General features: G+C 35.9%; 18 protein-coding genes. 4 read left to right on the top strand and 14 right to left on the bottom strand.

The window, feature by feature from the left end:
• Positions 1–2: 2 nt before the first annotated feature.
• The 4 genes from AC51AA_RS10265 to AC51AA_RS10250 all read right to left on the bottom strand — a co-directional run bounded on the left by AC51AA_RS10265 (position 3) and on the right by AC51AA_RS10250 (position 5173).
• On the bottom strand, positions 3–2543 hold the full coding sequence (locus tag AC51AA_RS10265; RefSeq protein ID WP_500702016.1) for a heavy metal translocating P-type ATPase: 2541 nt from the start codon (positions 2541–2543) through the stop codon (positions 3–5).
• Positions 2544–2630: 87 nt separating this feature from the next.
• On the bottom strand, positions 2631–3191 hold the full coding sequence (locus AC51AA_RS10260) for a helix-turn-helix domain-containing protein (protein ID WP_500702015.1): 561 nt from the start codon (positions 3189–3191) through the stop codon (positions 2631–2633).
• 2 nt (positions 3192–3193) lie between these two features.
• A complete protein-coding gene (locus tag AC51AA_RS10255; protein ID WP_500702014.1) occupies positions 3194–3724 on the bottom strand; it encodes a DUF3347 domain-containing protein in 531 nt (176 codons plus the stop codon).
• A 609-nt stretch (positions 3725–4333) separates the two neighbouring features.
• The gene (locus tag AC51AA_RS10250) at positions 4334–5173 is read right to left on the bottom strand and encodes an AraC family transcriptional regulator (protein ID WP_500702013.1); all 840 of its coding nucleotides are present in this window, start codon (positions 5171–5173) and stop codon (positions 4334–4336) included.
• Positions 5174–5276: 103 nt separating this feature from the next.
• On the opposite strand from AC51AA_RS10250, the gene AC51AA_RS10245 reads away from it, so the two are divergent.
• Complete coding sequence (locus AC51AA_RS10245; RefSeq protein WP_500702012.1) at positions 5277–6443, top strand: MFS transporter; 1167 nt, start codon at positions 5277–5279, stop codon at positions 6441–6443.
• A gap of 77 nt (positions 6444–6520) precedes the next feature.
• Here AC51AA_RS10245 and AC51AA_RS10240 read toward each other — a convergent pair whose 3' ends face one another.
• The 5 genes from AC51AA_RS10240 to AC51AA_RS10220 all read right to left on the bottom strand — a co-directional run bounded on the left by AC51AA_RS10240 (position 6521) and on the right by AC51AA_RS10220 (position 10165).
• A complete protein-coding gene (locus tag AC51AA_RS10240) occupies positions 6521–7093 on the bottom strand; it encodes a pentapeptide repeat-containing protein (protein WP_500702011.1) in 573 nt (190 codons plus the stop codon).
• 42 nt (positions 7094–7135) lie between these two features.
• Positions 7136–7336 (bottom strand): hypothetical protein, encoded by a 201-nt coding sequence (locus tag AC51AA_RS10235; protein ID WP_500702010.1) that lies wholly within the window; start codon positions 7334–7336, stop codon positions 7136–7138.
• Positions 7337–7407: 71 nt separating this feature from the next.
• Complete coding sequence (locus AC51AA_RS10230; protein ID WP_500702009.1) at positions 7408–8319, bottom strand: helix-turn-helix domain-containing protein; 912 nt, start codon at positions 8317–8319, stop codon at positions 7408–7410.
• A gap of 3 nt (positions 8320–8322) precedes the next feature.
• Positions 8323–8886: a DUF6642 family protein gene (locus AC51AA_RS10225; protein WP_500702007.1), complete on the bottom strand. Its 564-nt coding sequence runs from the start codon at positions 8884–8886 to the stop codon at positions 8323–8325.
• A gap of 280 nt (positions 8887–9166) precedes the next feature.
• Positions 9167–10165 (bottom strand): hypothetical protein, encoded by a 999-nt coding sequence (locus AC51AA_RS10220; RefSeq protein WP_500702006.1) that lies wholly within the window; start codon positions 10163–10165, stop codon positions 9167–9169.
• Positions 10166–10869: 704 nt separating this feature from the next.
• Between AC51AA_RS10220 and AC51AA_RS10215 the strand changes: the two genes are divergently transcribed.
• Both AC51AA_RS10215 and AC51AA_RS10210 read left to right on the top strand, forming a co-directional pair.
• Positions 10870–11208, top strand: a complete 339-nt coding sequence (locus AC51AA_RS10215) for a type II toxin-antitoxin system HigB family toxin (RefSeq protein ID WP_500702005.1) — start codon at positions 10870–10872, stop codon at positions 11206–11208.
• 34 nt (positions 11209–11242) lie between these two features.
• The gene (locus AC51AA_RS10210; protein WP_500702003.1) at positions 11243–11806 is read left to right on the top strand and encodes a helix-turn-helix domain-containing protein; all 564 of its coding nucleotides are present in this window, start codon (positions 11243–11245) and stop codon (positions 11804–11806) included.
• 64 nt (positions 11807–11870) lie between these two features.
• On the opposite strand, the gene AC51AA_RS10205 is transcribed toward AC51AA_RS10210, so the two are convergent.
• From AC51AA_RS10205 to AC51AA_RS10185, 5 genes are all read right to left on the bottom strand, one after another.
• Complete coding sequence (locus tag AC51AA_RS10205; protein ID WP_500702002.1) at positions 11871–12122, bottom strand: hypothetical protein; 252 nt, start codon at positions 12120–12122, stop codon at positions 11871–11873.
• A gap of 186 nt (positions 12123–12308) precedes the next feature.
• Positions 12309–12614: a DUF1016 N-terminal domain-containing protein gene (locus tag AC51AA_RS10200; RefSeq protein WP_500702001.1), complete on the bottom strand. Its 306-nt coding sequence runs from the start codon at positions 12612–12614 to the stop codon at positions 12309–12311.
• 219 nt (positions 12615–12833) lie between these two features.
• Entirely contained in the window at positions 12834–14225 is a 1392-nt protein-coding gene (locus AC51AA_RS10195) for an alpha-L-fucosidase (protein WP_500702000.1), read from the bottom strand.
• Positions 14226–14347: 122 nt separating this feature from the next.
• On the bottom strand, positions 14348–15913 hold the full coding sequence (locus AC51AA_RS10190) for a SusD/RagB family nutrient-binding outer membrane lipoprotein (RefSeq protein ID WP_500701999.1): 1566 nt from the start codon (positions 15911–15913) through the stop codon (positions 14348–14350).
• A gap of 21 nt (positions 15914–15934) precedes the next feature.
• Complete coding sequence (locus tag AC51AA_RS10185) at positions 15935–18994, bottom strand: SusC/RagA family TonB-linked outer membrane protein (RefSeq protein WP_500701998.1); 3060 nt, start codon at positions 18992–18994, stop codon at positions 15935–15937.
• 890 nt (positions 18995–19884) lie between these two features.
• Here AC51AA_RS10185 and AC51AA_RS10180 point away from each other — a divergent pair.
• Positions 19885–20313 carry a hypothetical protein gene (locus tag AC51AA_RS10180; RefSeq protein ID WP_500701997.1) on the top strand — a complete coding sequence of 143 codons (429 nt, stop codon included), beginning with the start codon at positions 19885–19887 and terminating at the stop codon, positions 20311–20313.
• Positions 20314–20797: the final 484 nt, after the last annotated feature.

Below are 20797 nucleotides of genomic sequence, written 5' to 3'. Positions count from 1 at the left end.
TTTTAAAGGTTTAACTTTCTCAATCGCAAAGCGTTTACGATTACCGAAACAGAACTCAAACTCATGGCCAAGGCCGCCAACATAGGCGAAAGTAAAATTCCAAAGACAGGATATAAAATCCCTGCTGCAATGGGTACACCTAAGATATTGTATATAAAGGCAAAGAATAGATTTTGCTTGATGTTATGCATTACGGAATGACTTAGTTTTTTTGCTTTTACAATTCCATTTAAGTCGCCTTTTACTAGCGTAATTTTAGCACTTTCAATAGCAACATCGGTTCCTGTTCCCATCGCAATTCCTATGTTTGCTTGGGCTAGAGCGGGTGCGTCATTTATTCCGTCTCCAGCCATGGCTACTACTTTACCTTGAGCTTGTAAACGTTGGATCTCCTTTAGTTTGTCCTCAGGTAAACAATCTGCTTTAAAGCCGCTCAAATGCAGCTGGTCTGCCACTGCTTTTGCGGTATTGTAGTTATCGCCCGTTAGCATAATGACTTCTACACCTTGATCGATTAAGTCTTTTATGGCTTTAGCACTTGTAGATTTTATGGCATCTGTAATGGTTACATAACCTAAAACAACCTTGTCTACTGAAATATAGGAAACGGTCTTGCCTAAGTTTTGTTCGGCGACTATTTTGTCCTCTATATCTGTAGTGATCAGAGCACCAATCTGTGTCATTAGCTTTTTGTTTCCTAAAGCCACTTTGGAGTGGTGAACGGTACCGATAACCCCTTTTCCAGCTATAGCTTCAAAATCGGGTACTTCAACTAAAGATTGGTTGTTGGCTTTTGCAAAATTCACAACGGCTTGTGCCAAGGGATGCTCGCTATATTGGTTCAGGGAAGCGATGTTTTGCAATAAAATATCATGCTCATCGTTGGAAGCGTAAATCTTTTCTACAGTTGGTTTTCCTTCCGTTATGGTTCCCGTTTTGTCGGTAATTAAAACATCTATTTTGTTCATGTTTTCTAGGGCCTCGGCGTTTTTAATTAAAATACCAAATTGAGCTCCTTTACCCACACCCACCATTACGGACATTGGAGTGGCTAATCCCAGTGCGCAAGGACAGGCAATTATCAATACCGCAATGGCATTTATTAATCCATAAATATAGGCTGGTTCAGGACCGAATTTAGCCCAGGCGATAAAGGTTAAAATAGAAATAGCCACCACTGTAGGGACAAAATATTTAGCGACTCGATCGGCTAGTTTTTGGATAGGTGCTCTTGAACGGCTTGCATCATTGACCATTTGAATGATTTGCGAAAGCAGTGTTTCGGATCCTACCTTTTCGGCGATCATCACAAATGACTTTGTTCCGTTAATGGTTCCGGCGATAACGGCATCTCCTATTTTTTTATCTACTGGAATAGGTTCCCCTGTAATCATGGCCTCATCAATACTACTTTCTCCAGTGGTAATTGTTCCGTCTACTGGAATTTTCTCTCCTGGTTTCACACGTAGCAAATCTCCTTTTTTTATGTTGTGAATAGAAATTACTTTGTCGTTTCCATTTTCTACTAAAGTAGCTTCAGTAGGCGCTAGTTTTAATAAGGCTTTAATCGCTCCACTGGTTTGTCCGTGTGCTTTGGCTTCTAAGAGTTGTCCAAGTAAGACTAAGGTTATAATGACGGTTGCGGCTTCAAAATAAAGATGAATGGTACCGTGATGTGATTTAAATTCATCTGGAAATATATCGGGGAAAAACATGCCCGCTACACTAAATATAAAAGCAACACTAGTACCAATCCCAATAAGGGTGAACATATTTAAATTCCAAGTGATAATGGATTTATAGGCACGGACAAAAAACATCCAACCAGCATAAAAAAGTACTGGAGTGGAAAAGAGAAACTGAACCCAATTCCACTTTTCAATCGACATGATGTTGAAAAGTGGATTATTGGGAATCATTTCTGACATAGAAATAATAAAAATGGGAACTGTAAATAACACAGCGATCTTCATCTTTTTTATGAGATCCGTATAGGTTTTGTTTTCATCGTTTCCTGACGCTTGCATCGGAACCAAGTCCATTCCGCAGATCGGACAATCTCCTGGTTCATCTGAAACAACCTCTGGATGCATGGGGCAGGTAAATTGTGTATGGCTTATGGCAATTTGAGGTACCAAGTCCATTCCGCAAACGGGGCAGTCTCCTGCTTTGTTATAGGTTTTATCCCCTTCACAATGCATGGGACAGTAATATACGCCAGTGGCATTATGATGGTGTGTTACAGCTGTTTTTTTTTTAGGATCAGCAGCATTGTGATGATCCTTATGGGGACTAGAACAACAAGACTTAACGGCTGTGTCTGCTGTATTTTTAGCAGTAGTCATTTCAATAGTATATTTTCCTGCTTCAGTTAAGACCTCTTGAAATTTTTCAGTCGGTACATGTTGCTCCATAGTGATCGTGGCCAGTGGAGGATTTAAAGTTACTTCAGCTTGAATTCCTTCTACTGTGTTTAACGTTTTCTCCACTTTTTTGCGACAACCGTCACACGACATTCCTGAAATTATATATTGATGAGTCATTGTTTTTATTTTTTAAAGTATTACAATGCAAATTTCCGAACTAACCGTTAGTCGGTGTTGTATAATTTTGAGAATGATTTGTAAGATTTACAAATTCTCGATTTGAATGCGCTTTTTGTCTTTCAATTGTTTGAAATAAGTAGGGGTGAAGCCAGTGATTTTTTTGAACTGATTGCTCAAATGGGCTACATTGCTGTAGTTGAGCATGTCGGCAATTTCACTAAGAGTAAGTTCATTGTAAATCAGTAGCTCTTTTACTTTTTCTATTTTCTGACTGATAAAATATTTTTCAATGGTAGTGTTTTCTACTTCTGAGAACAGATTGCTTAGTGTGCTATAATCTTGGTTGAGGTTTTCGACTAAATAATCTGATAGGTTGACTTTGAGCTCGTTATTTTTATGATGTACTAAATCGACGATGAGATTTTTTATTTTCTCGATGGTTTTACTTTTTTTGTCATCAATAATATCAAAACCTAAAACCTGGAGGTTTTGAAGTAAATCTTCTTTTTGACTTTCCGTAATGCTCTCTTGTAGTTCAACTTCGCCCAGTTCAACAGAAATAGTGTGAAGACCGAGTTTTTCAAACTCAGTCTTCACTACCATTTTACAACGCGCACACACCATGTTTTTGATGTATAGTGTCATATTTATTTGATGGTTTCTACCACGTTTCCGCAAGTTAACATCGATGAACCATAATAAGGATTCTTAACGGCTTTCTCTTTGCTTAACCAATCAGCATCTGCCATAGGGCAATATTGTTTGTAAACCACTTGGGAGGACTTTGAAACTTTGATCAGTTCGTAAGTGCTTTTTGAAAGTGCTTTGAATGTTTCACGTTGTTTCTTTAGATCTGTAGTAGTGGATATGCTTTTGGCATCTGCAGTCATTTTTTTCATCACCTTCATCCAAGCATTGTGCTCATTGGTTTTCAATTGATCCATTTTTACTGCTGTGATTGCCGTTACTAAATCTTTGGCTTTGGCTGAAGTTAATTTGGCATCGCTTTTAATTAAAGCGTCTTTCACAGTGAAGTAGGCATCATAAACAGCTTGTAGCTGATTAGAGTTGATCACTTCAATTGTTGTGGATACCGTTTTTATTGTATGGGCTTGGGTGGTATGGGCAGTTCCTATTAGGGTAATAACTGCGGCTATGGTGGCTATTGATTTTTTCATTGTATTGATTTTTAGATGGACTTTTAATGGTCCTGATTAAGTGGATCATCTTTCTGATTTGAAAGGATGAAATGTGTTATTCTTCAATTTATTTGTAAACCTAGTGTAAGGTTTGGTTTCGATGCCGATGCGATTCCGCGATGGCTATTGAAAATAAGCTTATGTTATTTTGGGCGGTGCCCAAATGGAGGTAAAGCCATCCGAAATACTAAGATTTTTGTAGTAGGGAACAGGGTTCTCTATTGAGAAATTAAAGGGATGATTGTTAAGTTCGAATTCATTGCTTGCTAGTAAACTAAATTGAATTGAAGAAGTCGTACAATTAGAATGATCACATTTTCCATTACAATGGTGCTGGTCTTTTTTGGAGCAGGGATCGTCGTTGCAACAGTTTTGGTGCTGACTCTCTTTTTTTTCTTTGGTGTCTATGGTCGTTTCACAGGCGTTTTTTTCTTTAGGAAGCGCACAGGCATAACTCAAACTTGGTAGTAAAAAAAGACCAAGGAGAAAGAGAAAGAACAGTATGTGACTATTTTTGATCAAGGGAAAAAGGGTTATACTAACAAATTTAAATATTTTTTTTGAGACGGTATGGTTCTTTAGCATTTTCTAAACAACCGTTTTTTTATAGGCTGTTGGTTTCATGTTTTTACGTCTCTTAAAATAATTCGATAAGTGGCTTTCATCGGTGAATCCAAATTCATGTGCTATTTGCTTGAGTGGCAATTGGCTGTTGTGGATTCGTTTTTCGATTAAAGTGGTTCTGAGGTTGTGAATGTAATCGCGGTAACTGATGGCAAAAGTGCGTTTGAAATAAGCACTGAAGTAGGTTTGCGCGATATTAAAATGATCGGCAATTACTTTAATCTGTACCAATTTTGGATGGTAGATGTTTTGGTGGATATAAGAGGCAATTTGCTCATTGTCAATATGGGTTGATTTCATTTGAAGATTCATACCGCGAATGGTTTCTTTGATGAGTCCAAAAATGGAAAGAATCTGGTAAAAAACAATGGGCGAAGTAGAAACATCAATTTTACAATTGTAGGCAGCAATGTTATCAATGGTGTTTTTTAAAATGGTCTTACAAGGATCTTCTAATTTTAAAACGGTCTCCTTTAGCAATTTATCACGCATTAAATCTTCTGGTGTGTTGAGGTGCATATCGTCACAGAAGAGATTTTTATTGGAATTAAAATAATTGTCGGTAAACTTAATATAGAAAAATCGGGTACTTTTTTTAATGTCAAAATAGTGTTCGTCCTCCGGTGAGATGACAAACAAATCACCTGTTTTGTACGGGAGTAGATTATGGTTTAAATGATGGACACCGCTTCCTTTTTTAATATAAATGATTTCGTAATAGGTATGCGTGTGAGGGGGAAGGTGAAATTTCTCATCTTCAAATTCATCAATCATTAGCGTTTTGAATTGATTTAATTTAGGCATAACTTAATTTTACAAGTTTATGTCGTAAATGTACAATTAATTTGCTCAATAGACTATGTAAATTTGCAGCCTAGAAAAGCTAACCTTTTCTTAATTGTACAAAATGAAAAAAAGTCTTATTTCACTCTCATTAGGAGGTTTGACAATCGGAATTACCGAATTTGTTATGATGGGTTTATTACCTGATATTGCCTCTGATATGAATGTTTCGATCCCCGTTGCAGGTTATTTAATTTCGGCATATGCTCTTGGAGTAGTTATTGGTGCTCCTTTATTAGTGATTCTAGGTAGAAATTTACCTCCAAAAAAAATGCTTTTAATTCTAGCGGTGATGTTAACGGTTTTTAATGCGTTATCTATTATTGCCCCAACTTATAACTTTCTTTTGGCTTCTAGGTTCCTCTCTGGTTTACCACACGGTGCCTTTTTTGGAGTAGGAGCAGTGGTGGCTAGTCGCTTGGCTGATAAAGGTAAAGAAGCGCAAGCCATTGCTATTATGTTTTCAGGATTAACCATAGCTAATTTAATTGGAGTACCTATTGGTACCTATATTGGACATCACTTTATATGGCGCTATACCTTTGTATTAATTGGTCTAGTGGGTTTACTAACGTTTTTGTTTATCTTTTTATGGATGCCCAACTTAGCCAGTAGTGGGAATGTTAATATGAAAACGCAACTACAGTTTTTTAAGAAAACTGAAGCGTGGTTAATGATTGGGATTACATCTATTGGGTTTGGAGGATTGTTTTCCTGGATCAGTTATATCGCTCCATTACTTACCAATGTTTCTAGATTTACCCCAGAGGATGTATCGTATATCTTGATTTTAGCAGGACTTGGAATGGTGGTTGGAAATTTCTTGGGAGGTAAACTAGCCGATAAGTATTCGCCAGCGCCAACGGTACTAGCTCTATTATTTGTCATGACCATTGATTTGCTTTTGGTGTACTTTTTATCCTCGTACCAGTCGATTTCTTTGTTTTTGACTTTTTTAACCGGTAGTATTTCGTTTGCCATGATTGCACCTATTCAAATGTTGATGATCCGTACGGCCAAAGATGCTGAGATGATCGCATCGGCCGCGCTTCAAGGAAGTTTTAATATTGGTAATGCATTAGGAGCTTTTCTAGGAGGTTTACCCTTGGCAGCTGGATATAGTTATGCTTCACCCAACTTGGTTGGAGTTGCAATGGCCATCATAGGAATGGGGATTACTTTTGTTCTAATGCAAAAACACAAAAGCGTACTGCAATTGCAAAGCGCCTAATATAGAATGTATAATTCAAGAAACAAGCCCGTTAAACTTTATTTAGTTTAACGGGCTTGTTTCTTATAGGCAATATATTAGGCAATGTCTAAATCAAATCTTTCAAGTAATCCAGCTAGGGCAGTGGCAGAAACTTTGGTTTGTTTGATTTTATTTTCCGAGGGGTCAAAAGCATAGTTGCTTGAAGTTCGGAAATCCGTTTTGTCTAAGATACTATCCTTAATAGTCGCCTGAGCTAAATCACAGTTTTTAAAAATAGCTTGTGATAGATCGCAGTTCGATAAATCGACCTCTTTTAAAGAGCAATCGGTAAAGATCGTTTTCTTTAATTTTTTATAGATAAAAGTGGAATAGTCTAAAATGCAATCTTGAAAACTTACCGTGAACAAGAAGCTATTACTGGCACTAAAATCTAAACCCATTTGTTTACAACCAGTGAATTTGACATTTTTTAATCCCGTGTTCTTTAGAATAGCCAGAGATAAATTACAATTTATAAAGTGACAATCTAAAAAGTCAATGTAGCTGAAATCACTCTTGGAGAAGTTACAATTAATAAACTCGCAATTAATAAACTCGTTATCTAATAATTTTTGATCTGAATAATCGATACTGTCAAATGTTTTGTTTTGATGTAAAGCGGCTTCCATAGTAGTAGGTTATGAGGTAAAAGGTGGGGCAAAAAAGGGTTTTTATTCTAATTCGATACAATTGAAAATACCATTGTTTAGAATCAATTGGGTTATTTCGGTTTCCGTTTCGATTCGTAAAATATTGTCGCAATCTTCCAGATCAAAGTTCCATTGCATATGGGGCAGCAATTCACGAAGTCTTAGGGAAGCTTGCGCTAGTTTGGATTGGGTATCCACGGATGTCTTAAAAACATAGACCATAAATTTGCTTTTTTTGATGGACAAATTTGAGCAAATTAGAGGAGAAGTTAGTAGGATTAGATAATCAATAGTTAGGACTTATGAATCATTTTTCGGTATTGTACAGGAGTAATGCCTTCATGTTTTTTGAAGAAACGACTAAAGTAAGATTGATCTTCATGTCCAACTTGCAGGGCAATTTCGCTTACTAAAAGTGTCGTTTGATATAATAAGTACTTCGCTTCTAGTATAATGGTTTCTTCAATCCATTGGGTGGCAGATTTGCCCGTTATTAATTTTACTGATTTGTTTAAATGATTCGGGGTGACGTTTAATAGAGAGGCATAGTAACTTACCTGTTGGTGCGTGATGTTAGCATAAATGAGTTCTTTGAACTTAATGGTAATAACTGCTGCAGCCGTTCCGCTTTTAGGAGTTCTTTCCATGTTTTTGTTCATCTCACAAAGCAGGGCCATAACATAAGATTGTATAAGGTCAAGATTGTTTAGTCCATGTTCTGCATATTCAAGTTGCAGGCGATTTAATAAGTTAAAGATAAAAGAGGCATTTTTTTCTAAAACGGTTATTTTAGGCGTTCCTCCAATCTTTAAAAAATCAAATGCGTTGATTGCTTCACTGTTGCCGTACTTCCCGATTAAAAAATCGGGATGGAATTGACAAATAAAACCTATATGTTTGTCGTGTATGTGTTCTATTGAAAAAATCTGTCCGGCAGGAATCACAATGATTTCGTTGGGATTGGTTTGGTACTGTTCGTAACCAATTTTGATAAGGTGTACGCCTTCTGTAATAAAGAGTATGGTATTACAGTTGTGTTTGGAAGCTGGAACGGGATGTTGCAGCCTGGTCATTTCTTCTAATTTGAGGCAAAAAAAGCGCTCTGATTTGGATTTGAAAAATTGGTGTACAGGATTTTGTGCGCCTAAGAATTTTTCGCGGAATCCTTTAGATCCGTATGTTTTTACTTTTTCGGTTGTATTCATTTTTTAATAGTACAGTCTAAAATCGAGTAGTTTGCAAAGGGCATAATGTTTTTCGTATAATTCTTCAACAACGGCTATTAGATCGTCGTTGTCTTGGTACAAGCTAAAAAAAGCTTTGTCGATCGTGGAGCAACTTGCAATTTTGTTGTAGCTCGATCCGTATCCTGAAATAGCCCTTGCTCCAGTGATGTCTAAGAAATATTGGGCTTCTTCTGGATTTAAATCCAAAATCTTTAAATTGGCAAAGTGGATGATTTTTCCTTTCATCTTTCCCTCAAAGAGTTCGGCAATTTCTTGGAGGCTGTAGAAATAATCATGAAGGCAGATGTTGTTAGGTTCACCAGGCATGACTAAGTAAATGATTTCATAATCTTTAAAGTTATGATCTTCATATAATAATACATTCAGACTCTCCTCTAGTCCTTCAATGGTGTCACAAGCTTTATAGATGCTTGCAACCCCGTCATCAATGGCAATCTCTTCTAAGCTTTTGATCACTTGAGTAGCCATGTCGTTATCTACGTCTGGAACACCTTCGAGACAGAAGATGAATTTCTCGTAATTCATGCTTTTTGTTTTCTGGATTCTTAACAGTTGACCAAAGGTCAATTGCCTGAGTAAAAGTATTCGTTATTGCTGTAAATTTCCTAATAAGAGGGTGAAATTTAACTCATTTTTGACATACTTATAGTTGATGGTTTATTTTTGTTAAGCCAAAGATTGGTAATGTAGTTAAGAATCTAGTTTAATAGGCAGCAGATGACATTCTTAGGCTAATTGTAAAAGTCTAAAGGTTTTATAGACTTCTGTATTAAAAAAGGGAAAAGCATTCGCGTTTCCCTTAATCTTACTCATAGATAAATAAAGTGATGTCAGTGGCGTTATTCAGGCCAGAGGAGTCATATTTTATTAAATAGCCATCGGCATCGTAAAAATACTTTGGTTTATAGCCTGCGCTATTGGATATTATATGGAGATACGATAAGCCCTCTCGGTTATCCATTAGTATTTTATAAATGGGTTCGTTATTGTAAACTCCCGCGACGTTTTTATTAAAGGTATAGGTCACAGTGGAGGTTTTCTTTTCAGTGCCGTCTAAGTCTACTGCGATCCAATCTTTAGAATAGGTATTGTCAGGAAAATAAGTATAGGTATATCTCATTTGAGGTTTTATACCTGAGGGTGTTTCAGCATAAAAATACTTATTACTGATATTGTTGTTTTCATCATATTCAAAAGTGTATTTGAGATTACCATTTAGTTCTCTAGCTTTTGTTATCTGTCCTATTGAATTGTATTCGTAAAGCAAAACTGCGCCAGCATTTTGGTAGCGATCTATTTGTGTTCTTGCCCCTGTTTCGTTGTAGTTAAATACGATAGGAGCATATGCCGGTTGAGAGTTGTAATCGGGATAGGCAATGTTGTTTATGGTGATTTTTTCTAAATTTCCAGCTGCGTTATAAGAATATATTCTTTCATCATACTTTTTAGTATTAACGTTTAAAGCTTCCTCGCTTGGGTCGTATAGATTGTCAGTAGGTAGGCTTAGGTATTCTGCATCGTTGATTTTGATTTTGTATTGAGTATCAAATGCAGATGTTCCCGTAAAGGTAATGGTCTTGAGGAGGCGTTTTGTGACAACCGAAGTTTTTCCTGTGGGGTTCGTTTTTTTGATGTTAATCACCGCGGGTTTCCATGCTGAAGCAGCTGGTGGTTTTGAAAGGTCTGTTGGTGGGGTAACTACTACTGGTGGTTCAGGGGTCACAGGTGGGGTGTTGTCATTAGAACAGGAGAATGAGGCGGTGCAGCAAAGTAAGAGTGTCAAAACTCTAAGTGTGTTTTTCATAATAGACAGGTTTAAATTTTGGTCCTATACTAAAATAAGGCTGAAAAAACAGGGGTCAGACTTAGTTGTATTCAGAAGTAAAAGTATAATAAAAATCTTTCAATCTATATTAAGCAGAAAAAAACTTGATCGGCAGTATATGAGGATAGTGCTTGTCGTTTTTCTTCTTCAACCTATTCGCTTGCTGTACGATAAAGAATTAATTGTGGGTTTGTTCTAAAAGTAATAATATCCTACTTGGTTTGCTGAAGTGCTATAATTCGGCTGCTATTTTTTGCGAGATGTTTGGTTTTGTAGTGCTGACCATGGCTCCATGATATTTAATAAGCTTGATGAGAATTCCATTTTAGTAATATACAAGTGCTAGTGGTTCGGTACAGTCTAATTTATTGCTTACTTGTTGCGTGTAAAAGAAAGGATTTGAAAGGAATGAAATACACTGGGTTAATAGGAGTATGCAAAATGAATGAAACTGCACTGCTGAGATTTACTGCCAGTGTTAGTAGATAGAATAAAGTTAGTTGCAGTAGATTTTTTTAGAGCTAGTAATTATCATGGTCAATGTAATTATTCGATGCTGTATTTTTTCTTTCCAGTAAAGTTTGTGTGGGAGGATTTTTAAAAGCAGCTACAAGTAAATAACAATTAAAATCAATCTAAAAAGTTCCAAAATAATTGGAACTTTTGTATGTTTGTACTTAATTATGGAAATAATTGGAAAAAAGCATTTAGAAAAACTTAAACGAAAGAATAAGGGAAATGCAATGTTGTGTAATGCAATAGATAAGTTACTTAATGATTTGGAAAAAAATAATTGGAGTAATAAAATTGAAGTTTTTAAAGATCGGCCCGATGCAGATTGTGTTTATGAGACGTTTTATTTTTTTAATATTTATGTTCAGAGGGCTTTTGTGTTAATTGAATTTCAAGACGATGAAGTGACTGTAATGTGGTGTGGAAATCATACTGAATATGAGAAGACCTTTAGAAATAATAAGGATACCATTAGGAAGTGGTTAAAAGATAAAGAGTATATTGAATAGAATCTTTAGGAGTGAAGTTAGATATAATTAAAATATGAAAACGCAAATAGATTTAAAGGAAATACTTAAAAAAGGTGAAATCTTTAATGAGATTGATCTTGAAAGAGCAATGCTTTTAGATAGGAAGCTTCGTTTGCTTGTAAAAGAAAACCCTGCATTGTTACAAGAGAGAAAACAGCTGCGAGCCATTATTAAAGAATACGAAAATAGGCATTGGAGTAAAGATGCTGTCATTTCTGATGAGAAGCTGCAAGAAAGTGATGTTGCTGAGGTTATAGTGGAACAAGAAAGAAGATTTTTAGAAAACAGAAAGAATCTGATTAAAGGAAAGATTTCTGAACTAGGTATTAATCAGCAAGAATTGGGTATATTGTTGGGACATAGTAAATCATATATTTCAGAACTAATGAATGGTATTAGTCCTTTTAGTAATAGAGATTTAATTATTATTCATCGTTTATTTAAGATTAAATTGGAGTATTTAATTCCGACAATTATCTCTCAAAAAGATAGAAGTAAAATAAAAATGTCAATACTAAAAATAAATAAACCGAATTTAAAACTTGCCAAAATAGATTTGGAAGAAAACTTCGTTTAGATCTTTTTGTTATTGTTTTTATAGCAGAAAGAGAGAGGCTTTTTAATAGGGGGTATGATTATTTCTACTGTTCTGAATCACCAACAGCGGCAATTTGATCAAGAATATTGGTTTGATTGGGTGCGATGTAGTTTTTTACCTCACCGGTATTTTCTTTCTTAAAAAGAAGGTCTAATGCATTGTAGAGCCTTAATAGCACCTCTCGGTCCTCTTTCTCAATTTCTAAAGCAGTATTAAAATTAAAAACATAGTTGTTCGAATTGCGAACTTCTACTTTTATGGTTTTGGGTGTGATTTTAAATTTGACTATATCCATATTGTTCCGTTGTCTTTTAGATATTCTTATTGCTCACTAAAAATAGTGCTTTAATTTGATGCAAAGATAAGTTCTCTGAGGATTGTACAATACTGTTTAGGAAAAACTTTCTTCTCAAGCGGTAAAAGGTGTTTTAAAGGTCTACTGTTTCAATGAGTAGTCCAAGAAATTAGGGTAGTACTGTTTTTATACAATTTTATTTATAACATATTGAATAAACCAGTTCGGAAGAAATTCAGCATCTTTATGTAGTATTATCTCGCCATTTAGGGTTTCAGCTATTAATTCCATTTCATTAGAATTGTCAAAAAGAAAACTTCTGTCAGCTATTTTAATGGCCAGTAATAAATTTTCTAATTTATACATTTCAATGTAAAAGGTTTTTTTTAAAGGGACTTCCATGTAAATTATGGTTCTTCCATGTGTCCAGCTTAATTGTATACGCAGTGTGTAGACAATCTGTTCGTCTTGAAAAACGGTTGTAAACTGCATACATTGTCTCAATTATTTTTCACTTTGAATAGAGTTAAGGAAAAATTATTTACCTATAACTAACCAAAGACTGCGGTGATAATTTTTAGGTGTGATTTTAAGTTCACTTGATAAATCACATCAGTTTATCATGTTTTTTTATTCATGCATTTACCCTGTAAAAGAATGTTTAGATGTTGTATGATGTTAAATTAAGCATTGTTTTTATTGCTATTGGACTTAAATTTTGATGTCAGTATTTCCTAAAGTGACTTTGAATACATACACCGGAATTTCGGTTTTTGGCATATCGGGTATTTTAATTTCTAAATTAATACCCTGCAAAGCCCATTTTATTTTTTGCTTATTTCCTAGCAATTCTATTTGTTTGATGTTTTTAAGTTGTCCTAAAACTTTGCTGCTGATTGTTTTTTGGTCCCAACTGCGAGCAAATACATAGATATTGTTTCCTTTTTCATTAAAGTAAAGATCTGGGTTGATTTTTTTTGAAGTGTTATCGTTGGCCGATTTTCCTCCCATTGCATCGTTCTTTACATCGGTAACACTTATAGCATATTCACTTAAGGTGCTCCAGGGTTTAGTGCTGTAAATGGCTTCGTTGTTTATTTTCATCCATTTGCCCATAGCTTTTAAGTTGACTTGACTTTGCTTGGGAAACTCGCCCAAAGCATTAGGACCTAAATTTAACAGTAGATTACCGCCCTTGCATACCACTTCTACTAAATTCCTTACCAATAATTCAGGTGATTTCCAGGCTTTATCAAATTTGTTAAAGCCCCATTTACCGCTCATAGTAATGCAGGATTCCCAAGGTTTGGTTTCAATATTGGCCTGTATCGTTTGCTCGTTTATCGAATAATCGCCTTGATCATTTCCAATTCGGTTGTTGATAATACAATTGGGTTGTATAGAAAGAATAAGTTTTCTGAGATTTTTGCTTTGTGCTGGAGTAGTACCCTCTGGAGTATCAAACCAAATGGAACCGACAGCGCCATATTGTGTGAGCAATTCTTTCAGTTGGGGTTTCACCTTATGCTCTATGTAGTTATTGTTGTCTTTGACTGTTTCATTTGGGAAATCCCAAGAATTACCGGCTTTACTGCCTTCTTTTACCCAAATAGCATCTGGGCTTGCCCAATCACGGCCTAAGGAGTAATAAAAACAGAGTTTAATATCATATTTTTTACAAGCGGCAGCCAAATCTTTCATTGGGTCGTGATTGTAGGGTGTTGCTTTTACAATATTGTAATTATCGCTAGGGGAGTTGAACATAGCGAAGCCATCATGATGTTTTGCTGTGATAACGATGTATTTCATGCCTGCATCTTTGGCACATTTTACCCATGTTTGGGCATTAAAATTTTTGGGATTAAAAGTCTCACCAATTTTGGAATATTCCTTTAGTGGAATGCGCTCAACAAACATAAAGTGCTCGTTACCTTTCTGGGGCTTTTCATGCCATTGGCCTATAGAATATAATCCCCAATGAAGGAAGAGTCCAAACTTAGCCTCTTTCCACCATTTGAGTTTGTCGGTGTTTTGTGAATGTAGTTGCACACTATTAAAAAAGGTACAATAAATAAGGAGAATTAAGAGTGATTGTTTTTTCATTATAAAAGAAGTTTAAAATAAAACACTTGTAGAGTCCAAACTGAAAAAGTTTTTCGGATGTACTACAAGTGTTTTTAATAGGGTTGGACTTTATTTACAAAATCATTACAATTATGTTGCTGCTATTGGTTCCACCAAACCTTGGTGCTTGATTTGTCTGCTCCTCCCAATTTTGTAATACCAGAAGCTAATCCTGCAGCATTAACAGAGGCTTCTATTGGAGGGTAGGCCAATCTTCTTACGCTGGCTGGATCTGTCGCTGGCGAATCTAAATTATCAGAATTTAAACGAGGATACAGTTTTGGGAATCCGGTGCGTTTAAATTCAGACCATGCCTCAGGACCGTAAGGGTATAAAGCAAGCCATTTTTGGGTTCCAATCTGCTCACGTTGTTGTGCTGGTATTGCTGAAAATAGAACAGGGATATTGGTCAAAGCAGGTGTGTTATAGGTATCTCCTAAGGCAATAGGTGTAGTGGTACCGTTTTTGTAATTAGCAATGGTCACGGCGTCTTTGATTCCCCATTGGTCAAGGGATGCAGTTATGCCGTCATTGTAATAGCTTAGCGCTGTTCCTGCTCCCACATTCCAACCGTTCAATTTTCCTTCGGCTAGTAAAAAGTTAGTTTCAGAAGCAGTGAGTACCGTCCAAGGTGTTTTACTTCTATTGTCAAATCCAAAAGAGGAATTGATATTTGAATTTACGTTGTTTCCGTTGGCAGGAAGTGACATTTGTGCTATGGACATTCCATTACGGACTCCTTTGTAAGCACCTCCAGTTAAAGCGGGGTCAAAGAATTTTTGCAGACGAGGGTCATTATATCCTTTTAATACACTTTCCATAGCGGCGCTCATTCTAAACTCACCAAATGAGGAAAGTGCAGCCAATGGATTTGGCGTGGTGGCGGTTACGACCATATAAGCATTATCTACATTAGAAAGAAGTAAACCTCCATTAGAGGGTAGGGCTGCAGCTTCAGCTTCCGTTTTGGCAAGCGCTGGGTTTTTCATTGAAATGCGTATGGCCGCTCTCAAACGTAAGCTATTACCAAATTTCAGCCATTTTTTTACGTTTCCTGCGTAGATTAAATCTCCTTTCTCAAAAAATTTGTCCGTTCCTGAATAGCTATTTAAAACGGCAGTTGCTTCTTTTAAAGATTTGAAAAAATCATTATAGATGTCTTCTTGGCTATCATATACTATTTCATTTTTTCCATTGCCTGCTTGAGAATAGGGTACTGCTCCCCAGGCATCGGTTACAGGCATGAACATATAAACTTTCCAAATTTTGGCAATAGCATTTTTAATAGGATCTTCTAGTTTTCCTCCTGGTTTTGTGTATTCAAGCACTACGTCCATCTGTGGACTGGCAGTGCCATAGAAATGATTCCATGATCCGTTTAGCCAGTTCCCAACCATTTGGTTTCTGTCTGATCCAAATGCTTTTTGTGTGGTGGCAAAGTATTGGCATTGCAAATCAGCATAAAGAGATTCAAAGAGCTGAAAGGGGGTCTGTGGACCAAAGGCGCCTCTATATTGTGCTGCCGAAAAAACATAATCTAGCGAAGCGTTATCGATAGTGGTGATTTTTGTTTTATCGGTATTTAATTCTTCATAGTCCTTTGTACAGGAAACCAGAAGGCTTGCAATAAGTACGAAGAGTATAGTATGTTTTGTTCTATTTTTCATGTCGGATATTTTGTTTAATATTTAGAAACTTAAATTAAGATTAACTCCGAAAGTGCGAGTTGTTGGAGGTGAAAAGGCTTCTATTCCTACTGAACGGTTTGAAGTTCCTACAACCAATTCAGGATCAAATCCTTTGGCGTTGTTTTTAAAGAAAAACAAGTTTCTGGCAGAAAATGCAAGACTGGCACTCTGGAAAGGTAGTTTTTGGAAAAATGATTTTGGGATATTATAACCAATAACCACTTCTCGTAAACGAATATTAGTGGCGCTATAGGTAAACACTTCTCCTGCTGGTGTATTTCGTCCTCCTACTTTTGTCCAATATTGCTCGGCAGTGATGGTTTTGTTATTTTGTGTTCCGTCGGCAAAAACGCCATCAAATACAAAGCCTCCGCGATTATCCAATGTAGCGGCAGCGACACCATCTCCATAAATATTAGCATTGGTAAATGAGGATACCACTCCGCCTATACGGGCACCAATCACAAAACTTAAATACAGATCTTTATAAGAGACTTTATTCATGACACTTCCAGTCCAAGTTGGTCTGGTATTACCAACATACACACTTTGAGCGCCAGTGATAGTGGGTAAACCATTGGCATCTACCACAATTCGACCTGAGGCATCGCGAACGTATCCACGGCTATATAATTCGCCATAGGGTTTGCCTTTTACGATCTTTACGGTATTCATAAAATCATTGCCTTGTGTTAAAATAAACTCATTTAAAGTAGGTGTGATTTCAATTACTTTATTGTTGTTTTTGGCATAATTCACCGTTAGATCCCATTTTAGGTTGCTGTTTTTTATGATTTTGCCGTTTACGGTTAATTCAATTCCGCTATTTTGAACATTCCCAGCATTGATGTATTCTGAAGTCCAACCTGAAGCTGCAGGTAAACTTACGGGTAGCAATTGATTTTTGGAGTTCCCTTTAAACCAAGTAAATTCAATACCAATTCGGTTGTTTAAAAGGCGTAAATCTAGTCCAGCTTCTTGTGAAGTAGTAATTTCAGGTTTTAAATTAGCAATGGGTTTGCGGGCATCGCGTCCAATAGTTACTCCGTTTCCTCCAACAGCACTTGTGTAGGTCTGAGTTAAATTATAGGGGTCTGCATCGTTACCAGTTTGCGCAATAGAGGCTCTTATTTTAGCAAAGCTGATAAAAGAAGGCAACTTGAAAACATCCGAAAGAATTACATTGATACCTGCTGAAGAAAAGAAATAAGAATTGTTTCCTTTTGGTAAGGTAGAGGACCAATCGTTACGTCCAGTAAGGGTAAGTGTCACTAAGTTCTTGTAACTAATGTCGGTTGTAGCGTATAAAGATTGTTTTTCTCTTTCCACCAAAGTTCGAGCAAAGGTCCCCGCAGCGGCATTGGCTGCGATAAAGAGGTTTTCAGTCACTAATCCTCCATTATCGGTATTGCCGCCTACCATTTTATTTTTTTGGATATTACCTCCAAAATTTGCACTGATACTAAAATCAGTTAGCTTTTTGTCGAAACTGAAAAGGAAATCGTTATTTAATTCGACAACATCTCTTTGTTCTGTTCGGTAATTACCTCTTTCCGCTATAATATAGGTATTGTTATGCCATTTTAATTCAGCGTCATCAGTATATTTATCCAAACCAGATCGAATGGTTAAGCTTAATTCAGGAAGGAATTTGTAGGTTAATGCCGCAAATCCCATGATGCGATTTCGCTCGTCAACAGAAGTTACATTGTTTTTGATCCAAAAGGGGTTTTGACCTCCGTTTGATCCTGGATTCCAGTAATTTTGACGTTCAAAACCAGCAGCATTGGTATAGCTATAGTTTTCTGTATCCTCTAAAGAAATATTTCTAGGAAGTCTAATTACATGACGGTTTATGTTGTCAAATGCTTCTCCAGTTCTTGTACGGTTGTCAATTACTTCATTGAGATAGGTAATCTTAGCATCCAAAGAGAGTTTTTCTCCAAATTTGTTACCCAATCGTAAGTTAAAATTATGTCTGTTTAATTTATTGTTGTCAATAATTCCTTTTGCACTGGTATTGGTATAGGAGAAATAAGCTTGAGTTTTTTCATCGCCACCATTTAACGCAATACTATTCACTAGATTAGTACCTATATCATAGAAAAGCTTATTATTGTAGGGTTGCGCTTTGAAGGCATAGGTTTTGCCTGCATCAGCAGGATTGACACTCCATGTGGCCACTTGACTTCCGTCTAGTTTAGGCCCCCAGCTTTGTTCCGCTGACTTACTATAGACACCTAGATTCCCTTGTCCATATTCATTTTGTAATTTTTGTAGAAAATTAGGAGTCTCCATTTGAAATCCGACATTATAATTTACCCCGATTCCTTTTTTAGAAGATCCTTTTTTTGTCGTAATAATGATGGCGCCATTAGCTGCTCTACTACCATAAAGGGCTGTAGCAGATGCTCCTTTTAATACGTTAATGGATTCGATGTCGTCAGGATTAATGCTTGAAATACCATCACCTAAGTCACGTCCTCCTGTAATTTGAGCCGGACCTCCTCCTGAGTTGTCAATGGGAATACCATCTACAACATATAATGCTTGGTTATTTCCATTTATGGAACGATCACCTCGTAGCGTTACCCTTGTTGAACCACCAAGTCCAGAAGAAGAACGAGAGATGTCAATACCTGCAACTTTACCCGAAAGGGAGTTTGCCACATTTAAGTCTCTGGCTTTTGTTAAGTCTTGAACTTCGACGGTTTGTGTGGAGTAGGTTAGGTTTCTTTTATTTTTGGTGATCCCTAAGGCGGTAACAACAACGTCTTTGAGTCCGATGGTCGAAGGTTGCAGTGCTATATTCAATACAGCTGTATTTCCAACAGTCAGTGTCTTGGTTTCAAAACCAATAAAGGTAAATAACAATTGGTCACCTGTTGAAGCTTGAATTGTAAATTGACCATCGAGACCAGTTTGGGTTCCTATTTTGCTCCCTTTTACCATCACGGATACACCCGGAAGGGAAATCCTTTGTTCATCGGTTACTACACCACTTACTGTTTTGTTTTGACCCTGCGCATATACGGGAGCAATTAGTAAAAGAAATCCCATTAGCAAATGTTTAAATGCTAATGGTGAACATTTCAATTTTAAATCTTTTTTCATTCGGTTTATAATAAAGGTTAGTTAAAGCGAATTTAGACGAGAGTTTGAAAATCATCTATCAATTTCTATCATAAATCTTTCGAATTTGTGTAAACACGCTATATTATAAATTCAAATATGTGCTGTATCTATATTGACCTTTATCTTCAAGTTGGAATACATTTATATGTAAATTTCTCTATTGGGAGTTTGGGAATATTTGGACACTTAATTAAATTATAAGAGTACTAATTGATAAAATTTTTTTAATCTATTTTGGTTTAATCCCCCGAAGCTCTGCTTTATTATTTTTACCACAGATTTTTGGTTTATGTAAATTTGTGTTCATTTCATGAATAGTTCTGGGGCTTTGCCCCGAGGTAGTTTATTTCGATATGAGAAGAAAAAAAACTCAAAAAAAATTTAAATAAGATTAAACGGGTTTTTATACTTGGAGTCGTATTGAGTTTAGTCCAAACTTTACTCTATTTCATTTTTGTAAAATTAGTTCAGTTTGCAGCAGAAAATAGCAGACAAATTTATGACGTAATACTCCCATATATAGTTTTTATCTTTTTTGAAATTGTATTGATCCAAAATATATTGTCTTCAATAGTTGACAGAAAATTGTTTACTTGGACTATGTCTGTGTTTTCTGTAATATTTTTGTTAGCATCATTTTTTACGCCTTTTAGTATATGGCGATCTTTGTCATTTTGTTTAATAGTTACTTTATTTTTATTAAGTTATGTAATTGTAGGGAAGTATTATGAAAGAAAAATAAATAAGCGGATTACATAACAGGCGTTTGACTTTTGTACCTTAACACCTTGCAAATAACTTAAAACTTGGAAAAAATGAAAAACATATTAAAATCATTCGGAATCCTCTTTTTGTTTATAAATATTAGTTGCATTGCCCAAGAAATGGTTCAAACAACAAAGGATGTTTTTAAACTGAAAGAACATGGAGGGCAATTTATTAACAGGCCGTTAAAAAATCTTTTGAAAGAAATAAAGCCTGAGATAAAAATGGGTTATGGGAATAATGAAGAAGGTCATTCCTATTTAACTTTTAAATTTATAACATTGGAGCAAAGAAAAAAAAATGAAGGAAGTAAAGAAGATCGTGTGTCATTATATGTTTATGTAAAAGAAGCTCCTATTAGCTGGAATTTTGATAATAGACCAAAAGGGAAAGAAGTTCAATGGACAAAAGAAGATATTGAAAAATATGGTAATCTAACCGTAATCCGAATTAAAGTAATTCAGCCAATAGAGAATTAATAAAATTCAATATTAAGATTTTGGCTCTCCAAAGTGCTCTTATGAAAAGCTTTGTGAATGTCTGCTGACTTCGAATCCACAATGAATTAATTAAAAAAACCGCACCTAACTTGTTATCTTTTTGATAAAAAACAACTTACAAAGTAGAAAAAACGAACAAATGAGTTGTTTTCTCATTTATCCGGTTTTGTAGCCCCGCCCGAACAAATGTCGAACTTTTTTAAAGAGGATTTAGAACGGTTATTGAGAATTTCTATCAATATAAAGGCATCGTGAATCTCGTTTTCTTGTGGGGGGGGGGTACGTTTCACTCGGACAGGAAGTAAAAGCAAACAGGGTAAAATTAAATTGTAATTGACAAAGCAATGTTCATAGTTAGTATTGTTTGTCTTTTCCATAGACTTCATGGATTATACCTAAAATAGGTTAGAGTCTCATTCTCACTACAAGTATAAAGTTTCAGAGAAATCTGGAACTTTATTCG

The organism is Flavobacterium sp. OHVDL-2026-0007, assembly GCF_059882335.1.
Note: the sequence above shows the minus strand (reverse complement) of the source record. Positions and strands in the feature narration are given on the sequence as shown.

Coding starts and splice junctions, on each gene's coding strand:
- AC51AA_RS10250 (WP_500702013.1), bottom strand. CDS start 5,173: ATGCCTAAATTAAATCAATTCAAAACGCTAATGATTGATGAATTTGAA.
- AC51AA_RS10235 (WP_500702010.1), bottom strand. CDS start 7,336: ATGGTCTATGTTTTTAAGACATCCGTGGATACCCAATCCAAACTAGCG.
- AC51AA_RS10255 (WP_500702014.1), bottom strand. CDS start 3,724: ATGAAAAAATCAATAGCCACCATAGCCGCAGTTATTACCCTAATAGGA.
- AC51AA_RS10245 (WP_500702012.1), top strand. CDS start 5,277: ATGAAAAAAAGTCTTATTTCACTCTCATTAGGAGGTTTGACAATCGGA.
- AC51AA_RS10185 (WP_500701998.1), bottom strand. CDS start 18,994: ATGGGATTTCTTTTACTAATTGCTCCCGTATATGCGCAGGGTCAAAAC.
- AC51AA_RS10180 (WP_500701997.1), top strand. CDS start 19,885: ATGAAAAACATATTAAAATCATTCGGAATCCTCTTTTTGTTTATAAAT.
- AC51AA_RS10225 (WP_500702007.1), bottom strand. CDS start 8,886: ATGAATTACGAGAAATTCATCTTCTGTCTCGAAGGTGTTCCAGACGTA.
- AC51AA_RS10205 (WP_500702002.1), bottom strand. CDS start 12,122: ATGGATATAGTCAAATTTAAAATCACACCCAAAACCATAAAAGTAGAA.
- AC51AA_RS10190 (WP_500701999.1), bottom strand. CDS start 15,913: ATGAAAAATAGAACAAAACATACTATACTCTTCGTACTTATTGCAAGC.
- AC51AA_RS10215 (WP_500702005.1), top strand. CDS start 10,870: ATGGAAATAATTGGAAAAAAGCATTTAGAAAAACTTAAACGAAAGAAT.
- AC51AA_RS10195 (WP_500702000.1), bottom strand. CDS start 14,225: ATGAAAAAACAATCACTCTTAATTCTCCTTATTTATTGTACCTTTTTT.
- AC51AA_RS10200 (WP_500702001.1), bottom strand. CDS start 12,614: ATGCAGTTTACAACCGTTTTTCAAGACGAACAGATTGTCTACACACTG.
- AC51AA_RS10265 (WP_500702016.1), bottom strand. CDS start 2,543: ATGACTCATCAATATATAATTTCAGGAATGTCGTGTGACGGTTGTCGC.
- AC51AA_RS10240 (WP_500702011.1), bottom strand. CDS start 7,093: ATGGAAGCCGCTTTACATCAAAACAAAACATTTGACAGTATCGATTAT.
- AC51AA_RS10260 (WP_500702015.1), bottom strand. CDS start 3,191: ATGACACTATACATCAAAAACATGGTGTGTGCGCGTTGTAAAATGGTA.
- AC51AA_RS10210 (WP_500702003.1), top strand. CDS start 11,243: ATGAAAACGCAAATAGATTTAAAGGAAATACTTAAAAAAGGTGAAATC.
- AC51AA_RS10230 (WP_500702009.1), bottom strand. CDS start 8,319: ATGAATACAACCGAAAAAGTAAAAACATACGGATCTAAAGGATTCCGC.
- AC51AA_RS10220 (WP_500702006.1), bottom strand. CDS start 10,165: ATGAAAAACACACTTAGAGTTTTGACACTCTTACTTTGCTGCACCGCC.